Origin of the sequence: Virgibacillus sp. NKC19-16 (assembly GCF_021560035.1) — a bacterium.
Taxonomy (GTDB): Bacteria; Bacillota; Bacilli; order Bacillales; family Amphibacillaceae; genus Virgibacillus_L; species Virgibacillus_L salidurans.
Genome location: NZ_CP074373.1, coordinates 2,400,041 through 2,427,025, shown reverse-complemented (window position 1 = coordinate 2,427,025; position 26,985 = coordinate 2,400,041). Strand labels below are relative to the sequence as shown.

Annotated in this window: 28 protein-coding genes and 1 riboswitch; of the genes, 22 read left to right on the top strand and 6 right to left on the bottom strand. The window is 39.9% G+C overall.

Annotated elements, in window-relative coordinates:
- Positions 1 to 29 precede the first annotated feature (29 nt).
- Positions 30 to 1,052, bottom strand: a complete 1,023-nt coding sequence (locus KFZ58_RS12500; protein WP_235791632.1) for an aromatic acid exporter family protein — start codon at positions 1,050 to 1,052, stop codon at positions 30 to 32.
- A 160-nt stretch (positions 1,053 to 1,212) separates the two neighbouring features.
- Between KFZ58_RS12500 and KFZ58_RS12495 the strand changes: the two genes are divergently transcribed.
- The 4 genes from KFZ58_RS12495 to KFZ58_RS12485 all read left to right on the top strand — a co-directional run bounded on the left by KFZ58_RS12495 (position 1,213) and on the right by KFZ58_RS12485 (position 4,437).
- The gene (locus KFZ58_RS12495) at positions 1,213 to 1,323 is read left to right on the top strand and encodes a YhfH family protein (protein ID WP_235791631.1); all 111 of its coding nucleotides are present in this window, start codon (positions 1,213 to 1,215) and stop codon (positions 1,321 to 1,323) included.
- 61 nt (positions 1,324 to 1,384) lie between these two features.
- Positions 1,385 to 1,516 carry a hypothetical protein gene (locus KFZ58_RS19190; protein ID WP_255694825.1) on the top strand — a complete coding sequence of 44 codons (132 nt, stop codon included), beginning with the start codon at positions 1,385 to 1,387 and terminating at the stop codon, positions 1,514 to 1,516.
- Positions 1,513 to 2,787 (top strand): isocitrate lyase, encoded by a 1,275-nt coding sequence (gene aceA, locus KFZ58_RS12490; protein WP_235791630.1) that lies wholly within the window; start codon positions 1,513 to 1,515, stop codon positions 2,785 to 2,787. Before KFZ58_RS19190 ends, aceA begins: the two co-directional genes overlap by 4 nt.
- Positions 2,788 to 3,108: 321 nt before the next feature.
- On the top strand, positions 3,109 to 4,437 hold the full coding sequence (locus KFZ58_RS12485) for a C40 family peptidase (RefSeq protein ID WP_235791629.1): 1,329 nt from the start codon (positions 3,109 to 3,111) through the stop codon (positions 4,435 to 4,437).
- Positions 4,438 to 4,621: 184 nt separating this feature from the next.
- Here the strand turns inward: KFZ58_RS12485 and KFZ58_RS12480 are convergent, their stop codons facing one another.
- Positions 4,622 to 5,191, bottom strand: coding sequence for a YitT family protein (locus KFZ58_RS12480; protein WP_235791628.1), 570 nt, complete (start codon positions 5,189 to 5,191; stop codon positions 4,622 to 4,624).
- 223 nt (positions 5,192 to 5,414) lie between these two features.
- Here KFZ58_RS12480 and KFZ58_RS12475 point away from each other — a divergent pair, with 223 nt between their 5' ends.
- Positions 5,415 to 6,203 (top strand): VLRF1 family aeRF1-type release factor, encoded by a 789-nt coding sequence (locus tag KFZ58_RS12475; RefSeq protein ID WP_235791627.1) that lies wholly within the window; start codon positions 5,415 to 5,417, stop codon positions 6,201 to 6,203.
- Between the two features lie 40 nt (positions 6,204 to 6,243).
- On the opposite strand, the gene KFZ58_RS12470 is transcribed toward KFZ58_RS12475, so the two are convergent.
- Genes KFZ58_RS12470 through KFZ58_RS12455 form a run of 4 tightly spaced genes read right to left on the bottom strand, consistent with a single transcriptional unit; the run spans position 6,244 to position 9,248 of the window.
- Positions 6,244 to 6,657, bottom strand: a complete 414-nt coding sequence (locus KFZ58_RS12470) for a Fur family transcriptional regulator (RefSeq protein WP_235791626.1) — start codon at positions 6,655 to 6,657, stop codon at positions 6,244 to 6,246.
- Positions 6,654 to 7,499 carry a metal ABC transporter permease gene (locus KFZ58_RS12465; protein WP_235791625.1) on the bottom strand — a complete coding sequence of 282 codons (846 nt, stop codon included), beginning with the start codon at positions 7,497 to 7,499 and terminating at the stop codon, positions 6,654 to 6,656. Before KFZ58_RS12465 ends, KFZ58_RS12470 begins: the two co-directional genes overlap by 4 nt.
- Before the next feature lie 14 nt (positions 7,500 to 7,513).
- Positions 7,514 to 8,269, bottom strand: coding sequence for a metal ABC transporter ATP-binding protein (locus KFZ58_RS12460; protein WP_235791624.1), 756 nt, complete (start codon positions 8,267 to 8,269; stop codon positions 7,514 to 7,516).
- A 13-nt stretch (positions 8,270 to 8,282) separates the two neighbouring features.
- On the bottom strand, positions 8,283 to 9,248 hold the full coding sequence (locus tag KFZ58_RS12455; RefSeq protein ID WP_370642273.1) for a metal ABC transporter solute-binding protein, Zn/Mn family: 966 nt from the start codon (positions 9,246 to 9,248) through the stop codon (positions 8,283 to 8,285).
- Between the two features lie 489 nt (positions 9,249 to 9,737).
- Here KFZ58_RS12455 and copZ point away from each other — a divergent pair, with 489 nt between their 5' ends.
- The 17 genes from copZ to sufB all read left to right on the top strand — a co-directional run bounded on the left by copZ (position 9,738) and on the right by sufB (position 26,592).
- Positions 9,738 to 9,944, top strand: a complete 207-nt coding sequence (gene copZ, locus KFZ58_RS12450; protein ID WP_235791623.1) for a copper chaperone CopZ — start codon at positions 9,738 to 9,740, stop codon at positions 9,942 to 9,944.
- A 302-nt stretch (positions 9,945 to 10,246) separates the two neighbouring features.
- Entirely contained in the window at positions 10,247 to 12,646 is a 2,400-nt protein-coding gene (locus tag KFZ58_RS12445; RefSeq protein ID WP_235791622.1) for a 3-hydroxyacyl-CoA dehydrogenase/enoyl-CoA hydratase family protein, read from the top strand.
- An 18-nt stretch (positions 12,647 to 12,664) separates the two neighbouring features.
- Entirely contained in the window at positions 12,665 to 13,840 is a 1,176-nt protein-coding gene (locus KFZ58_RS12440; RefSeq protein ID WP_235791621.1) for an acetyl-CoA C-acetyltransferase, read from the top strand.
- Positions 13,841 to 13,888: 48 nt separating this feature from the next.
- Entirely contained in the window at positions 13,889 to 15,673 is a 1,785-nt protein-coding gene (locus KFZ58_RS12435) for an acyl-CoA dehydrogenase FadE (RefSeq protein WP_235791620.1), read from the top strand.
- Positions 15,674 to 15,834: 161 nt separating this feature from the next.
- Positions 15,835 to 16,191: an arsenate reductase family protein gene (locus KFZ58_RS12430; RefSeq protein ID WP_235791619.1), complete on the top strand. Its 357-nt coding sequence runs from the start codon at positions 15,835 to 15,837 to the stop codon at positions 16,189 to 16,191.
- A gap of 72 nt (positions 16,192 to 16,263) precedes the next feature.
- Positions 16,264 to 16,647, top strand: a complete 384-nt coding sequence (gene gcvH, locus KFZ58_RS12425) for a glycine cleavage system protein GcvH (protein WP_235791618.1) — start codon at positions 16,264 to 16,266, stop codon at positions 16,645 to 16,647.
- Positions 16,648 to 16,770: 123 nt separating this feature from the next.
- Positions 16,771 to 17,124 (top strand): toprim domain-containing protein, encoded by a 354-nt coding sequence (locus KFZ58_RS12420; RefSeq protein ID WP_235791617.1) that lies wholly within the window; start codon positions 16,771 to 16,773, stop codon positions 17,122 to 17,124.
- Positions 17,125 to 17,134: 10 nt separating this feature from the next.
- Entirely contained in the window at positions 17,135 to 17,449 is a 315-nt protein-coding gene (locus tag KFZ58_RS12415; RefSeq protein ID WP_235791616.1) for a thioredoxin family protein, read from the top strand.
- A 74-nt stretch (positions 17,450 to 17,523) separates the two neighbouring features.
- Positions 17,524 to 17,635: riboswitch (SAM riboswitch) on the top strand.
- A gap of 107 nt (positions 17,636 to 17,742) precedes the next feature.
- On the top strand, positions 17,743 to 18,771 hold the full coding sequence (locus KFZ58_RS12410; protein ID WP_235791615.1) for a methionine ABC transporter ATP-binding protein: 1,029 nt from the start codon (positions 17,743 to 17,745) through the stop codon (positions 18,769 to 18,771).
- Positions 18,761 to 19,429, top strand: coding sequence for a methionine ABC transporter permease (locus tag KFZ58_RS12405; RefSeq protein WP_235791614.1), 669 nt, complete (start codon positions 18,761 to 18,763; stop codon positions 19,427 to 19,429). The genes KFZ58_RS12410 and KFZ58_RS12405 overlap by 11 nt, the downstream gene beginning before the upstream one ends.
- Before the next feature lie 496 nt (positions 19,430 to 19,925).
- Positions 19,926 to 20,753, top strand: coding sequence for a MetQ/NlpA family ABC transporter substrate-binding protein (locus KFZ58_RS12400; protein ID WP_235791613.1), 828 nt, complete (start codon positions 19,926 to 19,928; stop codon positions 20,751 to 20,753).
- A 219-nt stretch (positions 20,754 to 20,972) separates the two neighbouring features.
- Positions 20,973 to 21,137 carry a YuzK family famiily protein gene (locus KFZ58_RS12395; RefSeq protein WP_235791612.1) on the top strand — a complete coding sequence of 55 codons (165 nt, stop codon included), beginning with the start codon at positions 20,973 to 20,975 and terminating at the stop codon, positions 21,135 to 21,137.
- A 237-nt stretch (positions 21,138 to 21,374) separates the two neighbouring features.
- A complete protein-coding gene (sufC, locus tag KFZ58_RS12390) occupies positions 21,375 to 22,166 on the top strand; it encodes a Fe-S cluster assembly ATPase SufC (protein WP_235791611.1) in 792 nt (263 codons plus the stop codon).
- Positions 22,167 to 22,183: 17 nt separating this feature from the next.
- Positions 22,184 to 23,491: a Fe-S cluster assembly protein SufD gene (sufD, locus tag KFZ58_RS12385; RefSeq protein ID WP_235791610.1), complete on the top strand. Its 1,308-nt coding sequence runs from the start codon at positions 22,184 to 22,186 to the stop codon at positions 23,489 to 23,491.
- A complete protein-coding gene (locus tag KFZ58_RS12380) occupies positions 23,491 to 24,711 on the top strand; it encodes a cysteine desulfurase (protein ID WP_235791609.1) in 1,221 nt (406 codons plus the stop codon). The genes sufD and KFZ58_RS12380 overlap by 1 nt, the downstream gene beginning before the upstream one ends.
- A complete protein-coding gene (sufU, locus tag KFZ58_RS12375) occupies positions 24,708 to 25,130 on the top strand; it encodes a Fe-S cluster assembly sulfur transfer protein SufU (protein ID WP_235791608.1) in 423 nt (140 codons plus the stop codon). The genes KFZ58_RS12380 and sufU overlap by 4 nt, the downstream gene beginning before the upstream one ends.
- Positions 25,131 to 25,194: 64 nt before the next feature.
- On the top strand, positions 25,195 to 26,592 hold the full coding sequence (gene sufB, locus KFZ58_RS12370; RefSeq protein ID WP_235791607.1) for a Fe-S cluster assembly protein SufB: 1,398 nt from the start codon (positions 25,195 to 25,197) through the stop codon (positions 26,590 to 26,592).
- Positions 26,593 to 26,985: the final 393 nt, after the last annotated feature.

The window sequence follows — 26,985 nt, the reverse complement described above, 5'->3', positions numbered from 1 at the left end:
ACACAAATAAAGCCACCTGACATGTGGCTTTATTTATTTTGCTCTTTATAAAATTTAGTAACAAGGTTATAAATCGACAGTAACTCATACAGTATAATCAACTCCGGCGGGAAATTCGTTGGATGCTGTTTACTACTCCTTGTAATTTCTTCATTATCCTCCCAAAAAATTTCCGTTAGTTGTCGTAACTCATGTTGGTGTTTGGCTGGATTATAGTACGATTCGTTTTCCAATGCTTTAGCAAGCTCCGTAACAGCATGTAATATAATATCTTTTTCCTCTTTTGACCAGTTGTTCATTTTTAATGGGGTGTTGATTAAATTATCGACATGGTAATGGATTAAACGCAGTTGCGCCATCTGATTCTGTGCATGATCAAATTGATGTTTTTCGCTTCCTACAAGCGGATGGTATTTTGATTCTTCTTTTTGAAAACGAATTAAGGTTTCGGTTTGCATTATCTTTGTTTCAAGTTGATCCACCATATTTTTCTCAAGGGTGTCCTGATCATGTTTATCTTCCAGGATATCCCGGAAAACAATGTCAACGATTTTTCCTGTTCGCTTACTCATGGCTCGAATATTTTTCATAATGTCTTCTGTGTAATCCGGTGGTAATACAAACATATTTACCACTGTGGAAACCGCTAATCCAACCGTTGTTGTACCTAGGCGAATAAAAAATGAAATTAAATAATTGCTATGAATAACCTCGACCATGGCAACAGCTGTGAGTGTTGCAACAAGCAATCCGGCATGCAATTTCAACCTGAAACATGTAGCGATTGTAAAAACGGCAGCAAGCGTATACGTGAGTGGTGAGTTGCCAAATAAAGCGATAAATAATACGGCATATGCTGACCCAATAGCCGACGCAGGAAAACGAACAATCCCTTTTTTTATGGAATCCGATACAGTAGGTTCTATGGTAACAATTGCTGTAATAACCGCAAATACCGGTGGCCATCCTAATAATTCACAAATCCATGCCGTAAGAAAAATGGACACACCCGTTTTTACAACACGGCTACCAAAAAAATGAAATCTTCTCAAGTCTCTGATCACCTCTAACCGTCTAATACATAATCACTAGCATAACATTTTTATATATTTTTTAAAAAAGGGGTTGCAATTTTTCTATAATTCGAATAGACTGTTTTATAACAACAAAAGATATTTTCATACTGTTACATAACATAAGGGAGGGGAAGAAATGAAAAAAACGAAAAGACTTGCTGTGTGCCCGGAATGTGGTGGGAAAAATGTTGACCCACAAAGCTATATGCTTGAATGTGAATACTGTCTATCCAAAAAGGAGGATTAATTTTTTTGTATAAGTTGTTATATAACAATAACTGTATGTATTATAACAAAGGAGTGGTTATATGTTAGTGAAGAAAACAAATGTACAAATCAATGATCAGGAGAAGTTTACGCAAATATTCACTCCTGATGCACTGGAATTTCTAACATTACCGGCTTATGGAAAGCTATTAAAAGGGGGAAATGACGAATGAATAGACGTACAGAAATGTTGAATAATGATTGGGAAAATGATTTTCGCTGGGTAGGTATTGAGCGTCCCTATACGGCAGAGGATGTGATTCGTTTGCGCGGCTCACTTGATATTGAACATACACTTGCCAATAGAGGTGCTAAAAAATTATGGAATCTTATTCATCAGGAGGGTTATGTGAATGCACTAGGAGCTCTTACCGGGAACCAGGCGGTACAACAGGTGAAAGCTGGATTAAAAGCAATCTATTTGAGCGGCTGGCAAGTGGCGGCAGATGCAAATATGGCTGGGGAAATGTATCCGGATCAAAGCCTATATCCTGTAAATAGTGTGCCGAATGTTGTAAAGCGAATTAATCAAGCATTGCAGCGAGCGGATCAAATTCATTATTCGGAGGGGGATGAATCCATTGATTGGTTTGCTCCGATTGTTGCTGATGCCGAGGCTGGGTTTGGAGGTCAATTGAATGTTTTCGAGTTAATGAAAGCAATGATAGAAGCTGGAGCGTCTGCTGTGCATTTCGAAGATCAACTGTCTTCAGAGAAAAAATGTGGGCATTTAGGAGGAAAAGTATTGTTGCCTACACAGACAGCCGTAAAAAACCTTATAGCAGCCAGGTTTGCGGCCGACGTAATGGGAACACCGACTGTCATTATTGCCAGAACGGATGCAAATGCAGCTGATATGATTACAAGTGATGTAGATTCCTATGATGCTGATTTTATAACAGGAGAACGGACGTCAGAAGGTTTCTTCAAAACGAAAGCTGGCATTGGGCAGGCAATTGCCCGGGGATTGGCATACGCTCCTTATGCGGATCTGATCTGGTGTGAGACGTCTGAGCCGAATTTGGAAGAAGCAAAACGGTTTGCTGAGGCAATACATGAGAAATATCCGAATAAATTATTGGCCTATAATTGTTCCCCATCATTTAATTGGAAACGAAAACTATCAGAGGAGGAGATTGCTAGTTTCCAAGATGAATTAGGTAGAATAGGCTATAAATTTCAATTTGTCACATTAGCTGGTTTCCACGCATTGAATCATAGTATGTTCGATCTGGCCAGAAAATACAAAGACAAGGGAATGGCTGCATATTCCCAGTTACAGCAAGCTGAATTTTCCAATGAGAGATATGGCTATAGTGCGACACGTCACCAACGTGAAGTTGGAACAGGGTATTTTGACGAAGTGGCACAAGTGATTTCAAGTGGATCCTCTTCGACAGGCGCACTGACAGGATCTACGGAAAAAGAACAGTTTACCAATTAGATAATGACAATCCTTCATGCCATTAAACAACCCCGAAGTCACTTTAACTGTGCTTTCGGGGTTGTTTTCATTCACATCTTATTTTTCGCGTTAATTAAATAAAGTTACAATTTATGTCGATTTTGAAATATAATTGTAATCTCTCTATAACACGGTTGTCATTTTCCTCTGGTATACTACGAATTACCTAATCAAAACGATTACATAGAAAATAAATAATCACCACATTTCTGTATAATACCTAAAAAAGATGAAATAATCATACATGAATATACATAAAAACGTGGTTTGCAGTTGTGGTAAGGGAAGCGGGGTAGAAAATTGAAAAAAACATTAGTAGCAGCTACAACAGTAGCCACGGTTGGTATAAGTGCATTTTTGGGTGCCTCAGCTCATGCGGACCCCTTGGATGAATTAGAGAACCAACAATCGCAAATCGAAAGTGATCGCTCAGACCTAAAAGCAAATCTGTCAGATGCGGAAGCTGAAATTGCTGATGTGCTATTCGACTTGGAAGAATTGAATGAGGAAATAGAACTGGTTGATGACGCATTGGAACACAACCAAGGCAAAATGGATGAAGCAGAAGAAGATATCGCAAAAAATGAAGAAAAAGTAGATTCATTGGAAAAAGAGATTCGTAAATTAGAAGAAAAAATTGAAAAACGCTATGATATTTTAAAAGACAGACTTGTTTCTTACCAAAAAAATGGCGGGGAAGTAAATTATTTGGAAGTAATATTTGGTTCCAAAAGCTTTGGTGACTTCGTTAACCGCGTCTCAGCAGTAAATAAAATTACAGACTCTGATGCAGCTCTTGTAGAACAGCAAGAAAATGATAAGCAGGAAGTAGAAGCGAAACAAGAGGAAGTATTAGATAAGCTGGAAGAGTTAGAGGATAAGAAGGCAGAACTTGATGAAATGATTGTATTAATTGAAGACCAGAAACAACAAAATGAAGAATCTAAAGAAGAATTACTAACGAGACAAAATGATTTAGAAGCACTAAAAGAAGAGCTAGAGATGGAAGATAGTGAATTAGCAACACTTGAAGATGAAGTCAGTGAGAACATTGCTGATGCTAATCAACCAGAACCATCATCTTCACAAAATGTTGCCCAAGTATCTGAATCAACTGATGAAGAATCAGATGATATTGTTACAACGGTAAGTAATGAAGAAAGTAGCAGCAACAATAATACTAGCAGTAGCAACAGTGATAACAGTAGTAACAATAATACTAGCAGCAGTAATTCAACAGAAACAACACCGACGAATGGTAGTGGAGGCTTGAGCACAGTAATAAATGCTGGGTTTGAACATCTTGGTGTACCTTATACTTGGGGTGGTAAAACACCAAGCGGATTTGATTGCTCCGGATTTGTATCATGGGCGTTCGCACAAGGAGGATATTCAATTCCATCCACCACAGGCGCGCTAGCAGGTACAGGTTCTCAAGTCTCATACAGTAATGCACAACCTGGTGATCTGGTATTCTTTAACACAGCTGGATCAAATAGTCATGTAGGCATCTACTTAGGTGGCGGTCAATTTATTGGAGCACAAAATTCCACAGGCCTAGCAGTGGCTGATATGACTAGTGGGTATTGGAATGACAAATTTAACGGCCATGTACGCCGTGTAAATTAATAGTAAATCTATAAAACCTACTCTTTTAGATTTGAAGAGTAGGTTTTTTTCATAAGTAGATAAGAAAATATAACTACTTTCTTACTGCATAAGTACAACTAAGCCATCCGCTATTAAGTCCTGGAGGATGCGAGGTTCCTAAATATTATATAGAAGATAAAAATTCTTCTATTAGCTGCTTTCATTAAACCGTCCCCGCCCTTGTAATCGTTGAAGTCGTCAACCCAACCATAAAAACCATCAAACTCGAGTAAATAATGGTCACTTCCGAAATGACAATCCAACCAAACAATAAAACGATACCATCAATAATGAAAATAAAAACGCCGACGTTAATAGCTGTTATTTTTGAAAGTATTAATGCCAACAGGTCTAATCCGCCTGTACTTGTTTCTGTTAACAGCATCAGACCAACCCCTGTTCCGATAAGGAGTCCTCCAGTTAATGAACTAATCAGCATTGGCATCTCTTCGAACAATGATAGTGGCCGTAATAAGTCAATAAAGAAAGAGGATATTAAAAGTCCATGTATGCCGTTGTAAAAGTACCTCCGATTGTAAAAAAAGGCAATCATGTATAAAGGGATACTAAGCAGAATAATCGTCAACCCGGGTTGCAGACTAAATGCATATTTTCCGATTAATCCCAGCCCAATGATTCCACCATCCAGTAAATGATGCGGGATAACAAAATAATTAATGCCAACTGCAATAAAGAAACTTCCTGTAATTATGGCAACAATTTTTTTAATCACAAGCCAACCACCTTGTCCAAGCCCTTCCTTTAAAGCGTATGATCGTTTACGGGAAAAAATGAATGGAAATAGTAAAACCAACGAACAGCAAAAAAATGAAAAGGAAGCTGTTTGAGTATGATGCTAGCGAGACCTAAAGCAATCATATGTTTAAACCATTGTTGAAAGGGATATATAATAATTAGCGAAGGAATAATTCTTTAACGAAGGAGTACGACCGTCTATGGACTTAAACAAAGAAATTCAAAAATTAGAGAATGTAAGAACCGATAATTCAAATAAAGTATTTACGATGTACTTAAACACAGATCCATCTGATCCAGAGCAACAGGCTGGAGAATGGAAAATTCATTTAAAAAACGGACTGCGCAATTTTGAACAATATCTAAAGGAAGACGATGATAAGGAAGAACAAAAGAATTTTCAAGCGGTTAAAGAAAAGGTGGAAAGATTCGTTGTAGGCAATGAGCAGAACTTTTTAAAAGGAATTGTATTATTTGCTACTGCGGACGGGGAAGTATGGTTTGCGAACCGTGTACAAATGCCGTTGGAGACAGCATTTTATTGGCAGGAAACACCTCAATTAGATCAATTGAAGCAACTAAGTGCCGAATATCCGAAGTCAGGAATCATACTCGTCCAACAAAATGAGATCAAAGTCATTGATGTCTATTTAAATGAAATAGAAGAAACCTATTCCTATGAGTTGGATCTTAATATAAATGATTGGCGCGAAAAAACGACTACAGATACGGGATCCGGGTCAACCAACCAACATACGGAAAAATTTGAAGACAGAGTTGAAGCGAATCAGCAGCGCTGGTATAAGAAAATCGCACCGAAATTGGATAAGCAGGCAAAGGACAGAAGCTGGGAGAAGATTTATGTCATAGGTGAATCGGACCCTGCTAATGAATTGAAAGAACAGATGAATAAACCTGTTAATAACGTGATCCAGAAGAATATGCTGGATCATGAAGAATCCAAGGTACTTCAAGAAGTATTTGGATAAGATAGAAAAAAGAGCTTGGGATAGCATCTCTCAAGCTCTTTTACTGTGTTTGGCAAATGGGGCACAGGCCATAGATTTCAAATTTATGCCCTTCAATCGCATAATTAGCAAGTGAATTTTCTATTTCATCCATGGGACAAACTTCGATTTCTTTTGTTTTTCCACAATCATTACAAATAAAATGATGATGGTGATGTTCGGTACAATTCAACCGAAATTGTTTTTCACCATTTAATTCGGTTGTTTCCAATATACCTATTTCATCATATAAATGGAGATTTCGATAAACGGTGTCGAAACTAATCCCTTCATACCTGGATTCCATATGCTGAATTAAATCCTTAGCCGTACGATAACCATTTACTTCTTCAAAGTAGGCTAAAATGTCTTTTCGTTTTCCTGTTGTTTTATAACCCTTTTCTTTTAAAAGATCGACTGCTTCATTTACATTCATTCAGCTTCCCTGCCTTTCTTAAAGTTCAATCGTTTTACGCCAATGGATAGTAATAAAATAATAATAGATACCATAACAATCGTACCACCTGGTGGGATACTTAAATAATAGCCGGATATTAATCCTATAATAACAGCGAGTTCACCAAATACAATAGATAAGAACATCATCTGCTTGAATCCTTTGGCCAGGCGCATACTCGCAGCAACAGGTAATGTCATTAATGCAGATACGAGCAGCACACCAACGATACGAATCGAAGCTGCGATAACCAATGCGGTTAAAACGATAAAAAGCAGATGAATGCGTTTTGCATGGATTCCGGATATCGTCGCATGTTCTTCATCAAAGGATAGGGTAAAAAGTTCCTTATAAAATAGGATAACAACAAGGATGATAAAGATAGAAATACCTAGTATCGTAAAGAAATCATTCTGGCTGACGGCTGAAACAGATCCAAAGAGATAATTGAATAATTCCGTATTAAATCCATCTGCAATGGAAATGAAAATGACACTTAAACCAACACCACTGGATAAAATAATGGGAATCGCCAGCTCCTGGAAGGCCTTGTACACACTCCGCAGTTTCTCTATCATAATAGAACCGATGACGGAAAAAATCATCCCACTGTAAAATGGGGTCAGAAATGTGATTGCGAATTTGTCCAGCATTAATCCAAATGCAATCCCTGCCAATGTGACATGTGACAGGGCATCCGCGATGAGTGACAAGCGCCGTACAACGATAAATGTACCAAGTAGCGGCGCAATAATCCCGATTAATATGCCTGTTAAAAATGTATATCGTAAAAAATCATATTCAAAAAAATCTGCTAGCATAAGCGTTCCTCCAACTAATTTGCGTGTGTGACAATATTTACGGGATGACCATAAAATCCGGATAAATCCTTTTCAGACAGTGAAGTATATTCGTCCGGATTTCCATGGAAATGCAGTGTTTTATTTAGACAGACTATATCTGTTGCATGCTCTGTCATGGTGCTCGTGTCATGCGTTACGAGTAGTAGCGTGATATTCCGTTCTTCATTTATCTGATGCAGCAAGTCGTAAAAACGGCGGACGTTTTCATTGTCAACACCTACTGTCGGCTCATCCAATATTAAAAGCTCCGGTTCATTTACTAACGAACGGGCAATAAACACACGTTGTTGCTGTCCCCCTGATAAGTTTCCAACATTTTCATAAGCGTATTCAAGCATGCCTACCTGGTCAATGGCTCGGAGGATTTTTTCTTTATGTTCTTTTTTGAAAAACCTCAAGTATCCTACCTTTGCTGTAAGTCCCATGGAGACTACTTCATATACGGTGGCAGGGAATCCTTTATTAAAGGAATTTGCCTTTTGGGAAACAAATCCGAATTTATCCCATTCCTTGAATTTTTCTATTGGCTGATCAAGAAGTTGGATTGATCCGGTGTCTGGTTTCATAAGCCCAAGAATGAGTTTGATTAAGGTTGTTTTCCCACCCCCGTTAGGGCCTAATAATCCCATAAAGGCACCGCGCGGGATTTCAAAATTAACATGATGTAATACGTTCGTTTGTTCGTAGGCATAACTTATATTTTTCATGGAAACAACTGGTTCTGTCATGTTCTCACTCCTTTCATTTACTAGTTGCTTTATCAAGCGTTTCTAAATTCTTCTCCATTAAGGAGAGATAGTCTTCATTATTTTCGATATCCGTTTCTGTTAAAACGGATAAGTTATGAATGGTTAAGCTTTCAGCACCGATTTGTTCTTGGATAATCTCTGAAACACGATTGGAGCTATTTTGTTCAAAAATAATATAATCCAGGTTATGCTCTTCGGCTTGATCGATGATTTGTGTTAATTCTTTTTGTGAGGGTTCACTGCTTGATGATAATCCATTGATTGCAATCTGTTCTATTCCGTATCGTTCCTCCCAATACCCGTATGCTGCATGAGAGACTAGTATTTTCTTATTGTCCTTCGCTTGTAATGTTTCGGTATATTTTTCATCAAGTGCCATTAAATCTTCTTCTAATGCGTTAAAATTCGTGTTGTATTGTTCTTCCTCATCAGGATTTAAATTGATTAATTCATCTCGAATAATAGCAGCCATATCCGCCATGCGCTCTGGATCAATCCATATATGCGGGTCATGGTCGCCGTGATTGTGGCCGTCATGTGATTCGTTATCTGATTCATCGGCATGATTATGTTCTTGTGGTTCATCAGTATGAAACAGTTCTTCATGTTCCCCTATTTCTACTAAACGAACATCCTGTGAAGCTAGTGCCTCTGCTGCCGTTTCCGCAAATCCTTCCATTCCTGCACCTAGATAAATAAATGCATCGCTGTCGGCAATGGTCGTCATGTCTTTTGAAGTAGGCTCATAGGTGTGTGCATCTACACCAGGTGGGTACACCGACTCCGCTGTAACGGTTTCCCCTCCAATTCGATCAACTGCATATTGAATCGGATAAACGGAAGTATATATCGTAAGCCCTTCTTGATTATCAGATGCTCCGTCGGTTGGCGTGCACCCAATGGTAAATATTCCTATTGTAAGTAAGATAATAAGACCGTAAATAATTTTCATGTTCATATCATTCCTCATTTCATTTTGCGCTTTTCATATCATATCGTAATGGTTACGATTTGTAAATAGGAATGATTACGATTTTGAAAAAAGATGCTGTTTGTTCCTATAATCGAATTGAATGTTTAAAAAGGGGTGAAAAGGACACGGAAATTAAATAATTGACTTTTATACGGCGTGGGGGTATATTGTGTATAGAGATAATGAACGTACTGCTTGTACAACTCTCTGGTACATGAATGGACTAGAATTTGCTTAATCATGTACTAGAGAGAGGCTGCTATTTTTTTGGCAATTGAGGAAGCAATCAAACCCTCCCCATGCTTCAACACGTTTTACCAGAGGTAAAAACGGATAAAGTAAATTATAAGGCAAAAAGTTCTGATGGTTATGATGGTATAATGCCACACATGCATGATTGCCAATATTGTAATCGAAATAAAAACAGAGTATTAGAGAAAATATCTAGTGAAAATACGAAAGGGGAAATTATACATGCAAACAACATTAGATGTGGTAGGAATGACATGCGGTCACTGTGAATCAGCAGTGAAAGGTGCATTGGAAGAATTAAATGGAGTAACCGGTGTAGAGGTAAATATAGGTACTGGAAAAGTAGATGTAACGTATGATGATGCACAGGTTACGATACAAGATATGCGCGACGCTGTTGAAGGTCAAGGCTATGATGTAGTAGTATAAGAAAATGCTGCCCTCGTCTTTGCAGGGATCAGATACTGGAAGTCAGATTGGTGGAAATCGGCGAAATAGCCGATTTCATTATCCGATTTTCTTCAAAAGCTACCTCTATAGAGAGGTCAGCTGGGGCAAGGAACTTGTCCTAGAACCTGTTCCTCCCTCCCTTTCAAAAAAATAAGAACATTTTTATTGCGAAATGTCTGATTATAACTTATACTAGAGAATAGACGGATAGGCGACTATCTTTTCTTTTTACCCGAAAAATGAATGAGTATTCATTCAAAATAAAGATTGGAGGACAAAACATGAAGCAATCTATCAAGCGCGCTGCGGTGCTTGGATCTGGCGTGATGGGGTCCGGTATTGCTGCACACTTGGCTAATGTAGGAATACCAACGATTATGCTTGATATTGTACCACGGGAGCTAACGAAAGAAGAGGAACAAAAGGGATTAACGCTCGAGGATGCTGCTGTACGTAACCGGATGGCGGCGCAAAGTAAAAAAGCACTTACCAAACAAAAGCCATCTCCCATTTCCTCAAAGAAAAGCCTTGATTTAATCGAGGTTGGTAATATGGACGATGATATGGAAAAACTTGCGGATGTGGACTGGATTATTGAAGTAGTTGTAGAAAACTTGGATGTAAAGAAAAAGGTGTTTGCTAATGTTGAAAAATACCGCAAAAAAGGAACAATTGTAAGTTCAAATACATCAGGAATTTCCGTCGAGGATATGAGTGCAGATTGTTCAGAGGATTTCAGGAAGCATTTTCTCGGAACACACTTTTTCAATCCGCCACGTTATTTAAAATTGCTTGAAGTTATTCCAACGAAAAATACGCAACCACAAGCGCTCGAATTTATGAAGACATTTGGTGAAAATGTATTAGGTAAAGGTGTCGTTGAAGCAAAAGACACACCAAATTTTATCGCAAATCGGATCGGAACATATGGTTTGCTTGTCACGGTAAGAGAAATGCTAAAAGGCGGTTACAGCGTTGGCGAAGTTGATTCTGTTACAGGCCCGATGATAGGCCGGCCGAAAAGTGCGACCTTTCGAACCTTGGATGTCGTCGGTTTAGATACGTTCATCCATGTAGCGAAAAACGTGTATGACCAAGTGGAAGGTGATGAAAAGGAGGTCTTTGATGTACCTGCTTTTATGAAGCAGATGCAGGGAAAAGGCTGGTTGGGCGCAAAAAGCGGTCAAGGGTTTTTCCTGAAAAAGAAAGGAAAAGATGGCAGTACAATCTATGAATTAAATCCGGAAACACTAGAATACGAGGATCGCAAAAAATTAAATACTGCTGCAACGGAAATGGCAAAACAGGAAAAAGGATTACACAGTAAATTGAAAGCGTTTGTAAACGCGAAGGGAGATAGGGCTGGAGACCTTGTATGGTCGGTACTGAAGCCTGTACTAATCTATTCAGCAGAACTATTAGGTGATATCGCTGAAGACATCGTTTCCATAGATGAGGCAATGAAATGGGGATTCGGCTGGGAGATTGGTCCGTTTGAAACATGGGACGCTATTGGTCTTAAGAAATCAGTGGAACGCATGCAGGAAGAAGGCGAGCGTATTCCTGAATGGGTACAAAAGATGCTTGAAGACGGCCATGAATCTTTTTATAAACAGGAGAATGGCAAGGTTTATTACTTTGAACAGGGCGAATATAAGGAGCAACAATTTAATAAAAAAGAGATTCATCTTCAAAATCTCAAAGATGTGAATGGTGTGATTAAAAAGAATACCGGTGCGAGTTTAATAGATTTAGGTGACGGGGTGTTAGGACTTGAATTTCATTCGAAAAGCAATGCGATCGGCCTCGACATTATTCAAATGGTAAACTTCGCGCTTGAAGAAGTGAATAAAAATTACGAAGGGCTTGTCATTGGAAATCAGGGTAAACACTACTCTGTTGGTGCAAACCTTGCCATGATGTTAATGGAAGCGCAGGATGACAACATCTTTGAATTGGATATGGTTATCCGCCAATTTCAAAACATGGGGATGAACATTAAGTATTCCGATAAACCCGTTGTGGCAGCACCGTTTAATATGGCTGTCGGGGGAGGAGCAGAAGTAGCCCTGTCGGCTGCAGCGATTCAAGCATCACCGGAGACATATATGGGTCTGGTTGAATTTGGTGTCGGGTTAATCCCTGGTGGCGGTGGAACGAAGGAACTTTATTTAAAAGCACTTCGCAACCTGCCTGAAGGTATAAATTTTGACCTGACGAAAGTAGCGAATGATGTATTTGAAAAGGTAGCTATGGCAAAAGTCTCAACATCAGCTGTTGAAGCGCGTGAAAATGGATTTTTAAACAACCAGGATAGCATAAGTACAAATCCGGATCATCTGCTGCATGATGCAAAGGAAAAGGTATTAGAATTGGCAAAAGCAGGCTATCAAGCGCCGAAGCGTGAAAAGATCCCTGTCGTAGGCGACGCAGGCTATGGGGCGATGCTTCTTGGGGCAAAATCATTGCGTTTTGGTGGATATGCATCTGATCATGACGTGAAAATTGCTGAAAAGTTAGCTTATGTTTTATCAGGCGGGCGCATTAAAGAAGGAACCGTCATTGATGAGCAGGTCATGCTTGATTTAGAGCGTGAAGCATTCCTGAGCTTAATCCAGGAACCACTGACCCAGGCTAGAATGCAGCATATGCTTGTAAAAGGAAAACCACTACGTAACTAAATGATAGGGGGAGAAAATGTGAAGGAAGCAGTAATTGTTGCAGGTGCAAGAACCCCTGTAGGAAAAGCAAATAAAGGATCACTCAACAATAGTCGACCAGACGATTTAGCAGCATTGACAATTAAAGAAACGCTGAAACGTGCAGGAAATTATGATGGGAATATTGATGATGTGATTATTGGAAACGCTATGCCGGAAGCAGAACAGGGCATGAATATGGCCCGAAATATCGCAGGGCTCGCTGGTCTAAGAAACGATGTACCGGGAATTACGATTAACCGCTACTGTTCATCAGGCTTACAAAGTATCGCCTTTGCAGCGGAACGAATCATGATTGGCGCCAGTAATTCGATCATTGCAGGCGGTGCAGAGTCAATGAGTCTCGTTCCAATGGGCGGTCATGTTATTAAACCGAATCCAACATTGGTTCAAGATGCGCCTGGATATTATATGGAAATGGGGCATACCGCAGAAGAGGTAGCGAATCGTTTTAATATTTCACGAGCAGACCAGGACGCGTTTGCAGTCCAAAGCCATGAGCGTGCAGAAAAAGCCATTAAAGAAGGGAGATTTGATGACGAAATAGTCCCGGTAGAAGTAACAAACCGTGTTGTCGGGGAGAAGAATAAAATTGAAGAAAAATCATTTCAATTTACAACTGATGAAGGGGTACGACCTGGTACAACCACAGATGTACTCGCAAAACTTCGCCCGGCTTTTAACATCAAAGGATCCGTTACTGCCGGAAACGCTTCGCAAATGAGTGATGGAGCAGCATCGGTTCTTGTAATGGACCGTGAAAAGGCAGAAGCAGAAGGGTTAACAGCCCTCGTCAAATTCCGTTCGTTTGCTGTAGCTGGTGTGGAACCGGAGATTATGGGAGTAGGGCCTGTTGAAGCTGTACCAAAAGCATTGAAAATAGCTGGTATTGATCTGTCAGACGTTGGCCTATTTGAATTAAATGAAGCATTTGCATCCCAATCTGTACGCGTCATTGAAGCATTGGGTCTGGATACAAACAAGGTAAATGTGAATGGTGGGGCAATTGCGCTTGGCCATCCACTTGGGATGACAGGGACAAAATTAACGTTAAGTCTTATCCATGAAATGAAGCGCCGCAATGAGCAATATGGTGTTGTTACGATGTGTATTGGCGGCGGGATGGGTGCCGCAGGGGTGTTCGAACTGTTGTAACTCCATATGTTTTTTAATAAATATTCCAAAATGGAAAGGGAGATTTACATGGGTGAAACAAAGGAAAGAATTTTCAAAGGCGGGGCATTTTTAGTAGAAGATTTGACTGCAGATGATGTCATTACACCAGAGGACTTCACAGAAGAGCATAAAATGATTGCCAAGACAACGGAAGATTTTGTTTTAGGGGAAGTAGTACCAAAGATTGATAATCTCGAAAACCACGAATTCGAGCATTCCGTAGATTTATTGAAAAAAGCAGGGGAACTCGGACTGCTTGGAGCTGATGTTCCGGAAGAATATGGCGGTCTGGGACTAGATAAAATTAGTTCATCCTTGATTACAGAAAAAATTTCGCGCGGTGGCGGGTTCTCGGTAACGCACGGGGGGCATGTAGGGATCGGTTCCCTTCCGATTGTATTTTTCGGTAATGATGCACAAAAGGAAAAATATTTACCGAAGCTTGCAACAGGTGAGCTTTTAGCTGCATATGCACTAACAGAACCAAGCTCCGGTTCTGACGCGATGAGTGCGAAGACAACAGCTACCTTAAATGAAGCTGGTACTCATTATATTTTAAATGGGGAAAAACAGTGGATCACAAATTCCGCATTCGCTGATGTGTTTATTGTTTATGCAAAAATTGATGGAGAGCATTTCTCGGCGTTTATTGTTGAACGTGAATTCCCGGGGGTATCTACTGGTCCAGAAGAGAAGAAAATGGGGATTAAGAGCTCATCAACCCGAACGCTCGTATTGGAAGATGCGGAAGTACCTGTGGAAAATCTGTTAGGTGAAAAAGGCCGCGGTCACATCATTGCTTTCAATATTCTAAACCTGGGACGTTATAAGCTCGCGGTCGGTGGTGTTGGCGGGTCCAAACGCGCACTGGAATTAGCAACCAAATATGTAAATCAGCGTAAACAGTTTGACACACCAATTTCGAGCTTTTCATTAACACAGGAGAAATTGGCAACGATGGCATCGGAAACATATGCTAATGAAAGCTCCGTTTATCGTACGGTTGGCCTCTTTGAACAGCGTATGGGAGCATTAACAGACGAACAATTAAAAGACGGACGTGAAGTAGCGCGTGCTATCGCTGAATATCAAATTGAATGTTCTATGAATAAATATATGGCTACAGAGTTACTGGATTATACAGCAGATGAAGCGGTCCAATTGCACGGTGGCTATGGATTCATGCAGGAATATGAGGTTGAGCGGATCTATCGTGATGCGCGAATCAACCGAATTTTTGAAGGAACAAATGAAATCAATCGCCTGCTCGTTCCAGGAACATTGCTGAAAAAAGCAATGAAGGGTGAATTGCCATTACTGCAAAAAGCACAAGGACTCCAAGAGGAATTAATGATGATGATGCCAGAGGAAGTTGGCGACGAAACATTAGCCCAAGAGAAATACCTATTGAAAAACGCGAAGAAAATCGTCCTGCTAGGTGCTGGTCTTGCCGCACAGAAATACATGCAGAAGATTGAAAATGAGCAGGAAATTTTAGTGAATCTGGCCGACATGGTTGCAGAAGTCTACAACATGGAAGCAGCCATTCTCCGTACAGAAAAAGCAATTAATAAGTCAGGTGAAGCGGAAAATGAACAAAAACTGCTTTATACACAAGTATATGCACAGGAAGCATTCAACCGTATCGAAGCAGATGCAAAAGAAACGTTAATCGCAGTGGAAGAAGGCGATACATTGCGCACAATGTTGTCTTCACTAAGAAAATTGACACGTCACACACCAACAAATGTGATTGCCAAAAAAAGGAAAATAGCTGTGAAGATCATCGAGGAAGAGAAGTATAGCGTGTAAGACCACTCCCCCTTATTACAACTGTGATAGGGGGTTAGTTATTCTATAATTACGGGGATCATCATATGTTATAATACTCCACTTCAAAAACAATGAATAATTCCCCCCAGTCATGGTAGAATGTAATATAAATAGAATGGAATGGAATGGGAGGGTTGTAGATGGCGGTAACATTTTATTGGTATCCGAATTGTGGCACATGTAAAAAAGCGAAGAAGTGGTTGGATGAAAATAAAGTCAACTATAGAACCATACATATCGTAAACACACCACCGAAAAAAGAAACATTGCTTGATCTGATTGCAAAAAGCGATTTGCCAGCCAAGAAGTTCTTCAATTCGAGTGGGAAAAAGTACCGTGAGTTAAATATGAAGGAGAAAATTAAAAATGCAAGCACAGAGGAAATGGCAGAAATTCTAGCCTCTGACGGAATGCTGATTAAAAGACCAATCGTAACGGATGGCGAAAAAGTCACGCTTGGATTCTCTGAAGAAGCTTTTCGTGAAAATTGGTTGTAAAAAGCGGGATACTAGAAAAATATGCACGTAACTTGTATAGTTATGGTGCAATTCTATAATGGAGGGATTCAAATGAGTGTACCAAGCGATTTATTATATTCAGAAGAACATGAGTGGGTAAAACAAGAAGATGGTAAAGTGCGTATTGGAATTACAGATTTTGCCCAGGACGAATTAGGAGATATTGTATTTGTTGAACTTCCGGAAGTGGGGGATGAACTTGAATTAGATGAGCCCTTCGGAAGTGTAGAGTCGGTTAAAACGGTTTCTGAATTATATGCACCGCTAAGCGGGAAAATTGTTGAAGTGAACGAAGATTTAGAGGATAGCCCTGAATTTGTGAACGATTCTCCTTATGACAAAGCGTGGATGGTCGTCGTTGAACCATCTGATGAATCAGAGCTTGATCGCCTATTAACTGCTGAACAGTACAATGCAGTTACAGACGAAGATTAATTAGTGGTTAGTTAATACAGGCTGATTTGCAACAATGTAATTGCATAGTCAGCCTTATCTTTGTCATATACTACCAATCATAGAAGCTTTTTTGGTTGATTTCATCGGGAGTGTTGTGGGATCATGGAACATGAAACAAATAAAGTTATTATTGTTGAAGGGTTGACCGATAAAAGGGAAATCAAAAAGGTGCTTACTGAAGATGCCACTATTGTCTGTACAAATGGTACGCTTGGTGTAGAGCGCTTTGATGATCTTCTGGAAACCTATGATCTGGATAATAAAGATGTCTTTATTTTGGTTGATGAAGATCCTCCAGGTATAAAGTTACGCAGGCAACTTCGGCGGGAACTTCCACATGCAGAACATATTTATGTTAGCAGTGAATACCGTGAAGTAGCAACTACTCCTGGGCATATACTTGCTACTGCTTTGGTGAGTAAAGGATTTGCGGTGAATCCAATTTTTTTAGTATAGGGTGGTAGTTTTGCAAGAAATTACAAACGAACTGCTTCAGCAAGATCGTTATCTATTATTTATTTATACGCCTTTTTGTGGCACATGTCACCTTGCGCGAGCGATGTTAGAGAAGATAGAATCTGTGCATAAAGAAACCATTTTTTATGAGATGAACGCCTCACTACATGCTTCATTTATGCAAGAACAGCAAATTGAGAGCGTTCCTTGTCTATTGATTAAGGAAGGCAATGAGGTTAAAGAAAAAATCTATGTTTTTTATTCGATCGCAAATATCTACACATATTTGACGGATTACAAGCCTGAGCTATTTGTGAAAAGTTAACAGCATGAAAAATAGGATTGACACAGTATAAACAGCATGCTAATATTTAGATTATCAATTTATAAAAAAATTATCTCTTATCTTGAGCGGTGGAGGGACTGGCCCTGTGAACCCGCGGCAACCTGCGATATTTCGATGTCTGAAAGGTGCCAATTCCTGCAAAGTGTATGCTTTGGTAGATGAGGGAACGAGGGTATAACTATTTACGTCCTTCTGTTCTCTTACAGAAGGGCGTTATTTATTTTTGACGGGACATAATAAACAGTGGATCCGTTTTTAAAGGAGGATTAGACGTGATTTCGATTAAGGGTTTGAGTAAATATTTTACTACGAATAACCAAAGAATAACAGCTGTAGATGATCTGACCCTTTCGATTAAAGAAGGTGAGATATTCGGCGTGATCGGCTATAGTGGTGCCGGAAAAAGTACGTTTGTCCGTCTGCTTAATCGCTTGGAAGATCCGTCCTTTGGTAGTGTAGAGATTGACAATCAGGAAATGACGGAATTAAATACAAAGCAGCTTCGTCTGGCGCGGCAGGAAATTGGGATGATTTTTCAGCATTTCAATTTGCTTTGGTCACGTACGGTAAAAGATAATATTGCATTTCCACTAGAAATAGCCGGGGTTACAAAAGCGGAACGTCAGGAACGTGTACGGGAGCTAATTAATTTGGTGGGTCTATCCGGACGGGAAGATGCATATCCATCCCAGTTAAGCGGGGGACAGAAACAGCGCGTGGGTATTGCTCGTGCTTTAGCAAATAACCCGAAAGTATTGCTTTGTGATGAAGCCACTTCCGCGTTGGATCCGGAAACGACCAATTCCATCCTCGACTTATTGGTTGATATTAATCAGCGGCTTGGCTTAACTATTATCCTGATTACCCATGAAATGCATGTTATACGTAAAATTTGCAAGCAAGTTGCGGTAATGGACGAAGGGCGAATTGTGGAACAGGGGGATGTTTTGGACGTATTTTTGCACCCGAAACAAAACGTGACAAAAAAATTTGTGGAGCAGGTCATGGGTGCAAATGAGGATGATAGTGTAACTCATTTGATTAATACGTATGAGAAAGGTAAGATCATTCGACTTCATTTTATTGGTGAAACGACAAATCAGGCTTTGATAAGTCAGCTCGCTAAGAAATTCGATCTTGATATAAACATACTTCAAGGTAAAATAACACAGACGCAAGCTGGTGCTTATGGGACATTGTTTGTGCAGGTTGTGGGAGAAACAGCGGAAACGGATCAGGCTATTAGTTATATCCGTGATGATACCTCGGTAGAACTGGAGGTTGTTCGTGATGCTGACTGATTTATTTCCGAATCTGGATGTACAAGACTTGGTTGTTGCAACATATGAAACATTTTATATGACATTGTTAGCACTGTTAGGAACGGTTATTTTAGGAATCATTTTAGGATTGCTCCTGTATCTGACAGCACAAGGTGGAATGTGGCAAAATAAGGTTCTTAATTTTATCGTAGCTACAATTGTAAATGTGTTTCGGGCTATTCCATTTATCATCTTAATTTTATTGTTATTCCCGTTCACTGACTTTTTAATTGGAACCATCCGTGGGCCGTCCGCTGCATTGCCTGCATTGATTATCGGTTCCGCGCCATTTTATGGCAGGCTCGTGGAAATCGCGCTTAAAGAGGTAGATAAAGGTGTGATTGAAGCGGCAAAATCCATGGGAGCAAAAACACGGACCATTATTTTTCGTGTGCTCTTGCCGGAATCGATGCCGGCATTGGTGTCAGGAATTACCGTTACAGGAATTGCTTTAATTGGCTATACAGCGATGGCCGGCGTTATTGGTGCCGGAGGTTTAGGTGACTATGCATACTTCTTTGGTTTTCAGCGACGCGACTTTGATGTTGTGTTAGTTTGTACTGTTTTAATCGTCATCATTGTATTCATTTTTCAATTCATTGGAGACTTTATTTCCAATAAATTAGATAAAAGATAAAGGCTGTTTTCTAAAAGATTGTTTGTTTTTGAGACAAAAGATATAGAATTCGACATTATGTGTTATACTCGCCGCCGTCCGGGATCGCTCAGGGCGGATGCGCATCCTTAGGGCACGGCCTCAGCCTCCTCGCGGGAAACCACCGCTGCGGGGTCTTCGGACACGTGCTATTCCCGCAGGAGTCGCCGCCCTTCGCTCACCCGGACTGGTGAAGTGGTTTGAATAATACGGTAGATCGGCAGTAATCTGATTACAGCGGAGGAAATACATGGAGACTCCTGCGGGAGCAGAGACCTCGGTGAGACTCCGCAGTGCGTTAGCACAAGGAGGCTCACCAGCCGCCCGCGGAAAGCGGAATGTATTTCCGTAGCGAATCCCTGCTCTCAATCAGCATTTGCAAAAGAATTTTCACTACGTCGTCTTTTATATCATCTACGAAGAGTTAAAAGCAATAATACTTACGAAAAGAGCCAAAATAAAAGGAGAGATTTTTATTATGAAGAAGGCGCTAACGTTTTTATCTGTATTTGTAATTTTAGTATTGGCAGCTTGTGGAGGTGGAGATACGTCAGGTGATTCTGAAACGACAGAAATCACTGTTGGAGCGTCCAGTACACCACATGCGGAAATTTTAGAAGAAGCAAAACCACTGCTTGAAGAAGAAGGAATATCTCTTACCGTTGAACAGTATCAGGATTATGTATTACCTAATGATGACTTAGAGAGCGGCAATCTGGATGCAAATTACTTCCAGCATATTCCTTATTTAGAGAATCAAATAGAAGAGATTGGCTATGACTTTGACTACATTGATGGGATTCATATTGAACCGATGGGCGTTTATTCACAAAATATTTCCAGTATTGATGACATTGAAGATGGAACAGAGGTAATTTTGAGTCGTTCTGTCGCTGACCATGGTCGTGTTCTAGCACTATTTGAAGAACAAGGTTTAATTACATTAGATAAAAATGTGGATAAAGTGGAAGCAGAAGTAAGTGATATTGTAGAAAACCCGCTTAACCTGACTTTTTCAGCAGACGTTGATGCAGCTCTTTTACCAGAACAATACTTTGCTGAAGAGGATGCACTGGTCGCGATCAATACAAACTATGCTATCGATGCCGATTTAAATCCATTAGAGGATGCACTTTTTATAGAAGGTGACGAATCTCCATATGTGAATGTAGTTGCAGTCCAGTCGGAAGATACAGAAAATGAAGCGTTGAATACATTAGTGGATGTTCTGCAATCGGAAGAAATTCAGGATTTTATTTTAGAAACATATGATGGAGCCGTTGTTCCTGTTGGAGGAAATGACTAATTAAAACACATTTCAAGCAAATGTGGAGCATTTTATAGTATATGCCAGCAATAAGAAAGATGTTAATGCAGAAATGCGAGTGGTATATTTCAGCCTTTTATATACAAAATAATTCGTTCTGATGCGTTTATACCCACTTTGTTTTGGGAATTATCCTTGTGTTAAGCTAGTTATTGTAATTAAGCGAAAGGATGGTTCACTATCAATAGTGGTATAAAGATGAATTACACTCCAGAAATGGAGAAAGCAATGCAGCAATCGAATAAGGTTGGTTATGCCGAGTACGAAAGAAGGTTAGATAAACGCATTGCAGTTGAGAAACGAAGAGAACAAGAATATGCTCAATGTAAACATCTGTCCGCTGAATTAGAACATCAACTATAAAAAGTAACTTATAATTGTACAACTGATACTGATGCTCTTATGATAAGAGCATCAGTATTTTTATTTTTTGTACTCCCAAAATAAAAACGATATAATATAGAGGAAACAAGCTTTTTTTAAACCTAAAAGAGTTGATATTAAATTCGAAATGATATAAGATTGTAATGAGAATAGATTGAGAATGGAATACATACCCATTCGTAATATAAAATAATAATAGTAGTTGGAGGTATCACAATGGCAGGATCAACGCTAGAAATCAAGAATCTTCATGTAACCATTGAAGGTAATGAGATATTAAAAGGTGTAAACCTTACGATAAATGGTGGAGAATTTCACGCAGTAATGGGACCGAATGGTACCGGAAAATCAACCCTTGCATCTGCAATTATGGGGCACCCGAAATTTGAAATCACAGAAGGAAGCGTACACCTTGACGGGGAAGACGTACTGGCAATGGAAGTAGATGAGCGTGCGCGTGCAGGTCTGTTCTTAGGTATGCAGTACCCAAGTGAGATTAGCGGTGTAACAACATCTGATTTCTTACGCTCTTCCATTAACGCACGTCGTGAAGAGGGTGACGAAATTCCTTTAATGAAATTTATTAAAGAGATGGATAGTGTATTGGATTATTTAGATATCGACAAAAATATGGCACAACGTTATTTAAATGAAGGATTCTCAGGCGGGGAGAAAAAACGTAATGAAATTCTTCAATTAATGCTACTAAAACCGGAAATCGCCATCTTGGATGAAATTGACTCAGGATTGGATATCGACGCATTAAAAGTAGTTTCCAAAGGGATTAACAAACTGCGTGACGATAATTTCGGTTGCTTGATCATTACACACTATCAACGTTTGTTGAACTATATCACACCAGATTATGTACACGTTATGATGCAAGGTCGTGTTGTTAAATCAGGTGGACCTGAACTTGCAAAACGCTTGGAAGCTGAAGGTTATGAATGGATTAAAGAAGATTTAGGTATTAAAGATGAAACAGTTGGCGAAGGCCAAGAAGCTTAAACGTTAGGAGGGGTAAGATGACTGTAGAAACAAAACTACCATATGACAAAGACTATATCGATCAGTTCTCACAATCTAGAAATGAACCGGAATGGATGCGTTCCTTACGCCTTCAAGCTCTAGAACAGGCTGATACGCTTGAAATGCCTAAACCTGATAAAACGAAGATAGGAAAATGGAATTTCAGTCGCTTTAAACATACCGCAGAAGGCGAAGCTATTTCATCAATCAATGATTTACCACCGGAAATACAGGACTTTCTTGATCAGGATAATGCACCGGAAAATTTATTCATTCAGCGTAATAACTCTGTTGCATATGCATCCCTGAATCAGGAATTAAAAGATAAAGGTGTTATTTTTACAGATATTTTCACAGCACTTCAAGAACATGGAGATTTAGTGCAAAAATATTATATGAAAGACGCTGTTTCCGTTGATGAGCATCGTTTAACTGCATTGCACGCTGCACTGATGAATGGTGGGATTTTTGTTTACGTTCCAAAAAACGTGGAAATAGAAAGCCCAATCCAGACTATCTTTTGGCAGGAAGATCCAGAGGTGGCGCTGTTTAACCATGTGCTCGTTGTAGCAGATCAGAGCAGTTCATTAACCTATGTGGAGAATTATATTTCCCATAATCATGAACAGGAAACTGTAGCTAATGTGGTTACAGAAGTTATTGCCCTTGATAATGCAAAAATCTCATTCGGTGGTGTTGATAATTTCGCAGCGGGAACAACTACTTATACCAACCGCCGCGGAGCAGCATACCGCGATGCATCTATTGATTGGGCAATTGGTGAAATGAACGATGGAAATACTGTTTTTGAAAACATTACACATTTAATCGGTGATAATTCAACAGGCCATACGAAAACTGTTACTGTTGGCCGTGGTAATTTAATCCAAAATATTACAACGAAAAGTGTTCATTTTGGAAAAGATACAGAGGCTCATATACTTCAACACGGTGTAATGAAAGATAAAGCCTCATCTATCTTTAATGGAATCGGGAAAATTGAGCATGGTGCATCAAGGTCCAATGCGGAGCAAGAATCACGGGTGTTAATGTTAAGTGAAAAAGCACGCGGTGACGCAAATCCGATTTTGCTAATTGATGAAGATGATGTTGAAGCTGGTCACGCAGCATCTGTCGGCCGTGTAGATCCAGTTCAGCTATATTATTTAATGAGCCGCGGAATTACGAGAACCGAAGCTGAGCGGTTAGTCATCTTTGGGTTCCTTGCACCGGTTGTTAATCAATTACCGATTGAATCGGTAAGAGAGCAATTAACCCAGTTAATTGAGAGGAAGGTATACTAATGGATGTAGAGGCCATCAGGCAGCAATTTCCGATATTAGATCAGGAAGTTAATGGACATCCGCTAGTATATTTAGATTCATCCGCGACTTCTCAGAAGCCTCAGTCAGTTATTAATGCAGTTGATGCGTATTATCGTGAGGACAATTCGAATGTGCATAGGGGCGTTCACACACTGGGATCACGGGCAACGGATAAATATGAAGGCGCCCGCGAGAAAGTTCGTCGCTTTATTAACGCAGAGAGTACCGCTGAAGTTATTTTCAATCGTGGTACGACAACAGGAATTAATACCGTTGCCTATAGCTACGCCCGCCAAAATGTAGGAGCCGGGGATGAAATTGTGATCACACCAATGGAACATCACAGCAATATCATCCCATGGCAACAGGCAGTAAAAGCTACTGGTGCAACATTGAAATATATCCCATTGCAGCCGGATGGTACTGTTTCGCTAGAAGATGTACGTGAAACGGTTACGTCCAACACTAAAATCGTGGCCATCAGTCATGTGTCCAATGTGCTTGGTACTGTTAACCCTGTAAAGGAAGTTGCTAAAATTGCTCATGAAAATGATGCAGTTATTCTAGTTGACGGGGCACAAGGGGCACCACATATGAAGGTGGATGTTCAGACCCTAGATTGTGACTTCTATGCATTTTCTGGCCATAAAATGTGTGGACCTACAGGGATTGGCGTATTATATGGGAAGAAAAAGCATTTGGATGCGATGGAGCCAGTTGAATTCGGTGGTGAAATGATTGATTTTGTTAACCTATACGATTCAACATGGAAAGAGCTCCCTTGGAAATTTGAAGGTGGAACACCAGTTATCGCTGGGGCTATCGGCCTTGGCGCGGCGATAGACTTTTTAGATGGGGTCGGCATGGACGCCATTACTAATCATGAGAAAGAATTAGCAGCATATGCAATGGAACAAATGCGGACAATTGACGGTTTAACGATATATGGTCCAGAGAACCGAGCAGCTTTGGTTACCTTTAATTTAGGTGACGTTCACCCACATGACACTGCAACGGTACTCGATGCAGAGGGTATAGCTGTTCGTGCAGGCCATCATTGTGCACAGCCGTTGATGCGCTGGTTGGATGTAACAGCAACAGCACGAGCCAGTTTTTATTTGTATAATACAAAAGAAGATGTCGATCGTTTGGTTGAAGGACTTTTAAAAACGAAGGAGTATTTCGGTGATGTCCTATGAATAACTTAGATACACTTTACCGGCAAGTGATTATGGATCATTATAAAAATCCTCGCAATAAAGGGGTTATCGATGGTGACACATTGACGGTTGATATGAACAATCCGACATGCGGGGATCGAATACAGCTGCATTTACAAATAGAAGATAATATTGTTAAAGAAGTAAAATTTGAAGGAGAAGGCTGCTCCATCAGCATGTCTTCTGCATCCATGATGACTTCTGCAATTAAGGGCATGAAACTTGATGATGCTTTGGAAATGTCACAGACATTTTCCGAAATGATGATTGGAAAAGATGTCGACACGGAAAGCTTGGAAGATATTGCTGCACTGCAGGGAGTGTCTAAATTTCCAGCACGGATTAAATGTGCTACACTTGCATGGAAGGCAATGGAAAAAGCCGTTAAAGAAGAGTAGAAAGCCAATGGATTAACGTACGAAAGCATAATGAGTACGAATATCTAATAGGAGGTTTTTAATTATGGCTAAAGAAATACCGGAAATGGAAGGGTATGAATATGGGTTCCATGACAAGGACGTTTCGGTTTTCCGCACAGAAAGAGGCTTAACGAAAGCAGTCGTTGAGGAGATTTCAAAGCGTAAAGAAGAGCCGGAGTGGATGCTCGATAAACGGTTAAAAGCACTGGAAGTTTTCTATAGTAAACCAATGCCTCAATGGGGCGGCGATCTATCTGAACTTGATTTCGATGAGATTGTTTATTACGTGAAACCTTCTGAATCACAAGGAAGAACATGGGATGAAGTTCCTGCAGAAATTAAAGAAACATTTGATAAACTAGGTATTCCGGAAGCGGAACAGAAATATTTAGCTGGTGTTTCTGCACAATATGAATCAGAGGTTGTATATCACAGCTTGGAAAAAGACTTAGAAGAACAAGGAATTATTTTTAAAGATACAGACACAGCTTTGAAAGAAAATGAAGATTTAGTCAAAGAATATTTTGGTAAAGTAATCCCTGCAGCAGATAACAAGTTCTCTGCATTAAACACGGCAGTGTGGTCTGGTGGATCTTTCATCTATGTACCAAAAGGGGTTCACACATCTTCACCACTGCAAGCTTATTTCCGGATTAACTCGGAAAATATGGGCCAATTTGAAAGAACATTAATCATTGTAGATGAAGGTGCATCTGTACATTATGTGGAAGGCTGTACAGCACCGGTATTTACAACAAATTCCCTGCATAGTGCCGTTGTTGAAATTTTCGTTAAGAAAGATGCCTATTGCCGTTATACAACAATCCAAAACTGGGCTAACAACGTGTATAACCTGGTTACTAAACGCGCAACAGTTGATGCGAATGGCACCATGGAATGGATCGATGGAAATATGGGATCCAAGCTTACCATGAAATATCCATCTGTTCTCCTAAGAGGAGAAGGCGCACGCGGTATGACACTTTCCATCGCACTGGCTGGTAAAGGTCAGCACCAGGATGCTGGAGCTAAAATGCATCACTTGGCACCAAATACGTCATCTTCCATTGTTTCGAAGTCCATCTCGAAAAAAGGTGGTAAAGTATCCTATCGTGGAATTGTTCATTTCGGACGTAAAGCGGATGGCGCCCGCTCGAATATTGAGTGTGACACGTTAATTATGGATAATTCATCAACATCTGATACGATTCCATATAATGAAATATATAATGACAATATTTCATTGGAGCACGAAGCAAAAGTGTCTAAAGTCTCTGAAGAACAGTTATTCTACCTGATGAGTAGAGGACTGAGTGAACAAGAAGCAACTGACATGATTGTAATGGGCTTTATTGAGCCATTTACAAAAGAGCTTCCAATGGAATATGCAGTAGAAATGAACCGTCTGATTAAACATGAGATGGAAGGTTCTATTGGATAAGAAGATAATAATCCCCGTCACATCAATGTTTGTGACGGGGTTTTATATTGCTGATTTTAAAAGTTCGCATTTGATGTGAAACCTGGATTTCCGAAAAAACACTGTTTTATAACAAGAGATGTGATTATAAAGGGATTTAGACATATAAATCCTCGTTACACATATTCTTGTATAACGAGGCAAGGAAGTTATTGTATCGGCAATTGTAAACTACCTCGTTATAAATTCCGGGAGTCCAGGCTGAACGACGACGTAGTGACAATTCTTTTGCAAACGTTGGTTTAGAGCAGGGATTTGCTATGGAAATACATTCCGCGCACATTAGGGCGGCTGATGAGCCTCCTTGAGCTGGCGCACTGCGGAGTCTCACCAGCCTTTAGCTCCCGCACGAGT

What these genes read in the sequence shown, in the direction of transcription:
- KFZ58_RS12395 (WP_235791612.1), top strand. Translation starts at nt 20,973, where the DNA reads ATGAATTACACTCCAGAAATGGAGAAAGCAATGCAGCAATCGAATAAG.
- KFZ58_RS12470 (WP_235791626.1), bottom strand. Translation starts at nt 6,657, where the DNA reads ATGAATGTAAATGAAGCAGTCGATCTTTTAAAAGAAAAGGGTTATAAA.
- KFZ58_RS12475 (WP_235791627.1), top strand. Translation starts at nt 5,415, where the DNA reads ATGGACTTAAACAAAGAAATTCAAAAATTAGAGAATGTAAGAACCGAT.
- KFZ58_RS12495 (WP_235791631.1), top strand. Translation starts at nt 1,213, where the DNA reads ATGAAAAAAACGAAAAGACTTGCTGTGTGCCCGGAATGTGGTGGGAAA.
- sufB (WP_235791607.1), top strand. Translation starts at nt 25,195, where the DNA reads ATGGCTAAAGAAATACCGGAAATGGAAGGGTATGAATATGGGTTCCAT.
- KFZ58_RS12400 (WP_235791613.1), top strand. Translation starts at nt 19,926, where the DNA reads ATGAAGAAGGCGCTAACGTTTTTATCTGTATTTGTAATTTTAGTATTG.
- KFZ58_RS19190 (WP_255694825.1), top strand. Translation starts at nt 1,385, where the DNA reads ATGTTAGTGAAGAAAACAAATGTACAAATCAATGATCAGGAGAAGTTT.
- sufU (WP_235791608.1), top strand. Translation starts at nt 24,708, where the DNA reads ATGAATAACTTAGATACACTTTACCGGCAAGTGATTATGGATCATTAT.
- aceA (WP_235791630.1), top strand. Translation starts at nt 1,513, where the DNA reads ATGAATAGACGTACAGAAATGTTGAATAATGATTGGGAAAATGATTTT.
- KFZ58_RS12465 (WP_235791625.1), bottom strand. Translation starts at nt 7,499, where the DNA reads ATGCTAGCAGATTTTTTTGAATATGATTTTTTACGATATACATTTTTA.
- gcvH (WP_235791618.1), top strand. Translation starts at nt 16,264, where the DNA reads ATGAGTGTACCAAGCGATTTATTATATTCAGAAGAACATGAGTGGGTA.
- KFZ58_RS12435 (WP_235791620.1), top strand. Translation starts at nt 13,889, where the DNA reads ATGGGTGAAACAAAGGAAAGAATTTTCAAAGGCGGGGCATTTTTAGTA.
- sufD (WP_235791610.1), top strand. Translation starts at nt 22,184, where the DNA reads ATGACTGTAGAAACAAAACTACCATATGACAAAGACTATATCGATCAG.
- sufC (WP_235791611.1), top strand. Translation starts at nt 21,375, where the DNA reads ATGGCAGGATCAACGCTAGAAATCAAGAATCTTCATGTAACCATTGAA.
- copZ (WP_235791623.1), top strand. Translation starts at nt 9,738, where the DNA reads ATGCAAACAACATTAGATGTGGTAGGAATGACATGCGGTCACTGTGAA.
- KFZ58_RS12455 (WP_370642273.1), bottom strand. Translation starts at nt 9,248, where the DNA reads ATGAACATGAAAATTATTTACGGTCTTATTATCTTACTTACAATAGGA.
- KFZ58_RS12460 (WP_235791624.1), bottom strand. Translation starts at nt 8,269, where the DNA reads ATGACAGAACCAGTTGTTTCCATGAAAAATATAAGTTATGCCTACGAA.
- KFZ58_RS12430 (WP_235791619.1), top strand. Translation starts at nt 15,835, where the DNA reads ATGGCGGTAACATTTTATTGGTATCCGAATTGTGGCACATGTAAAAAA.
- KFZ58_RS12445 (WP_235791622.1), top strand. Translation starts at nt 10,247, where the DNA reads ATGAAGCAATCTATCAAGCGCGCTGCGGTGCTTGGATCTGGCGTGATG.
- KFZ58_RS12420 (WP_235791617.1), top strand. Translation starts at nt 16,771, where the DNA reads ATGGAACATGAAACAAATAAAGTTATTATTGTTGAAGGGTTGACCGAT.
- KFZ58_RS12405 (WP_235791614.1), top strand. Translation starts at nt 18,761, where the DNA reads ATGCTGACTGATTTATTTCCGAATCTGGATGTACAAGACTTGGTTGTT.
- KFZ58_RS12380 (WP_235791609.1), top strand. Translation starts at nt 23,491, where the DNA reads ATGGATGTAGAGGCCATCAGGCAGCAATTTCCGATATTAGATCAGGAA.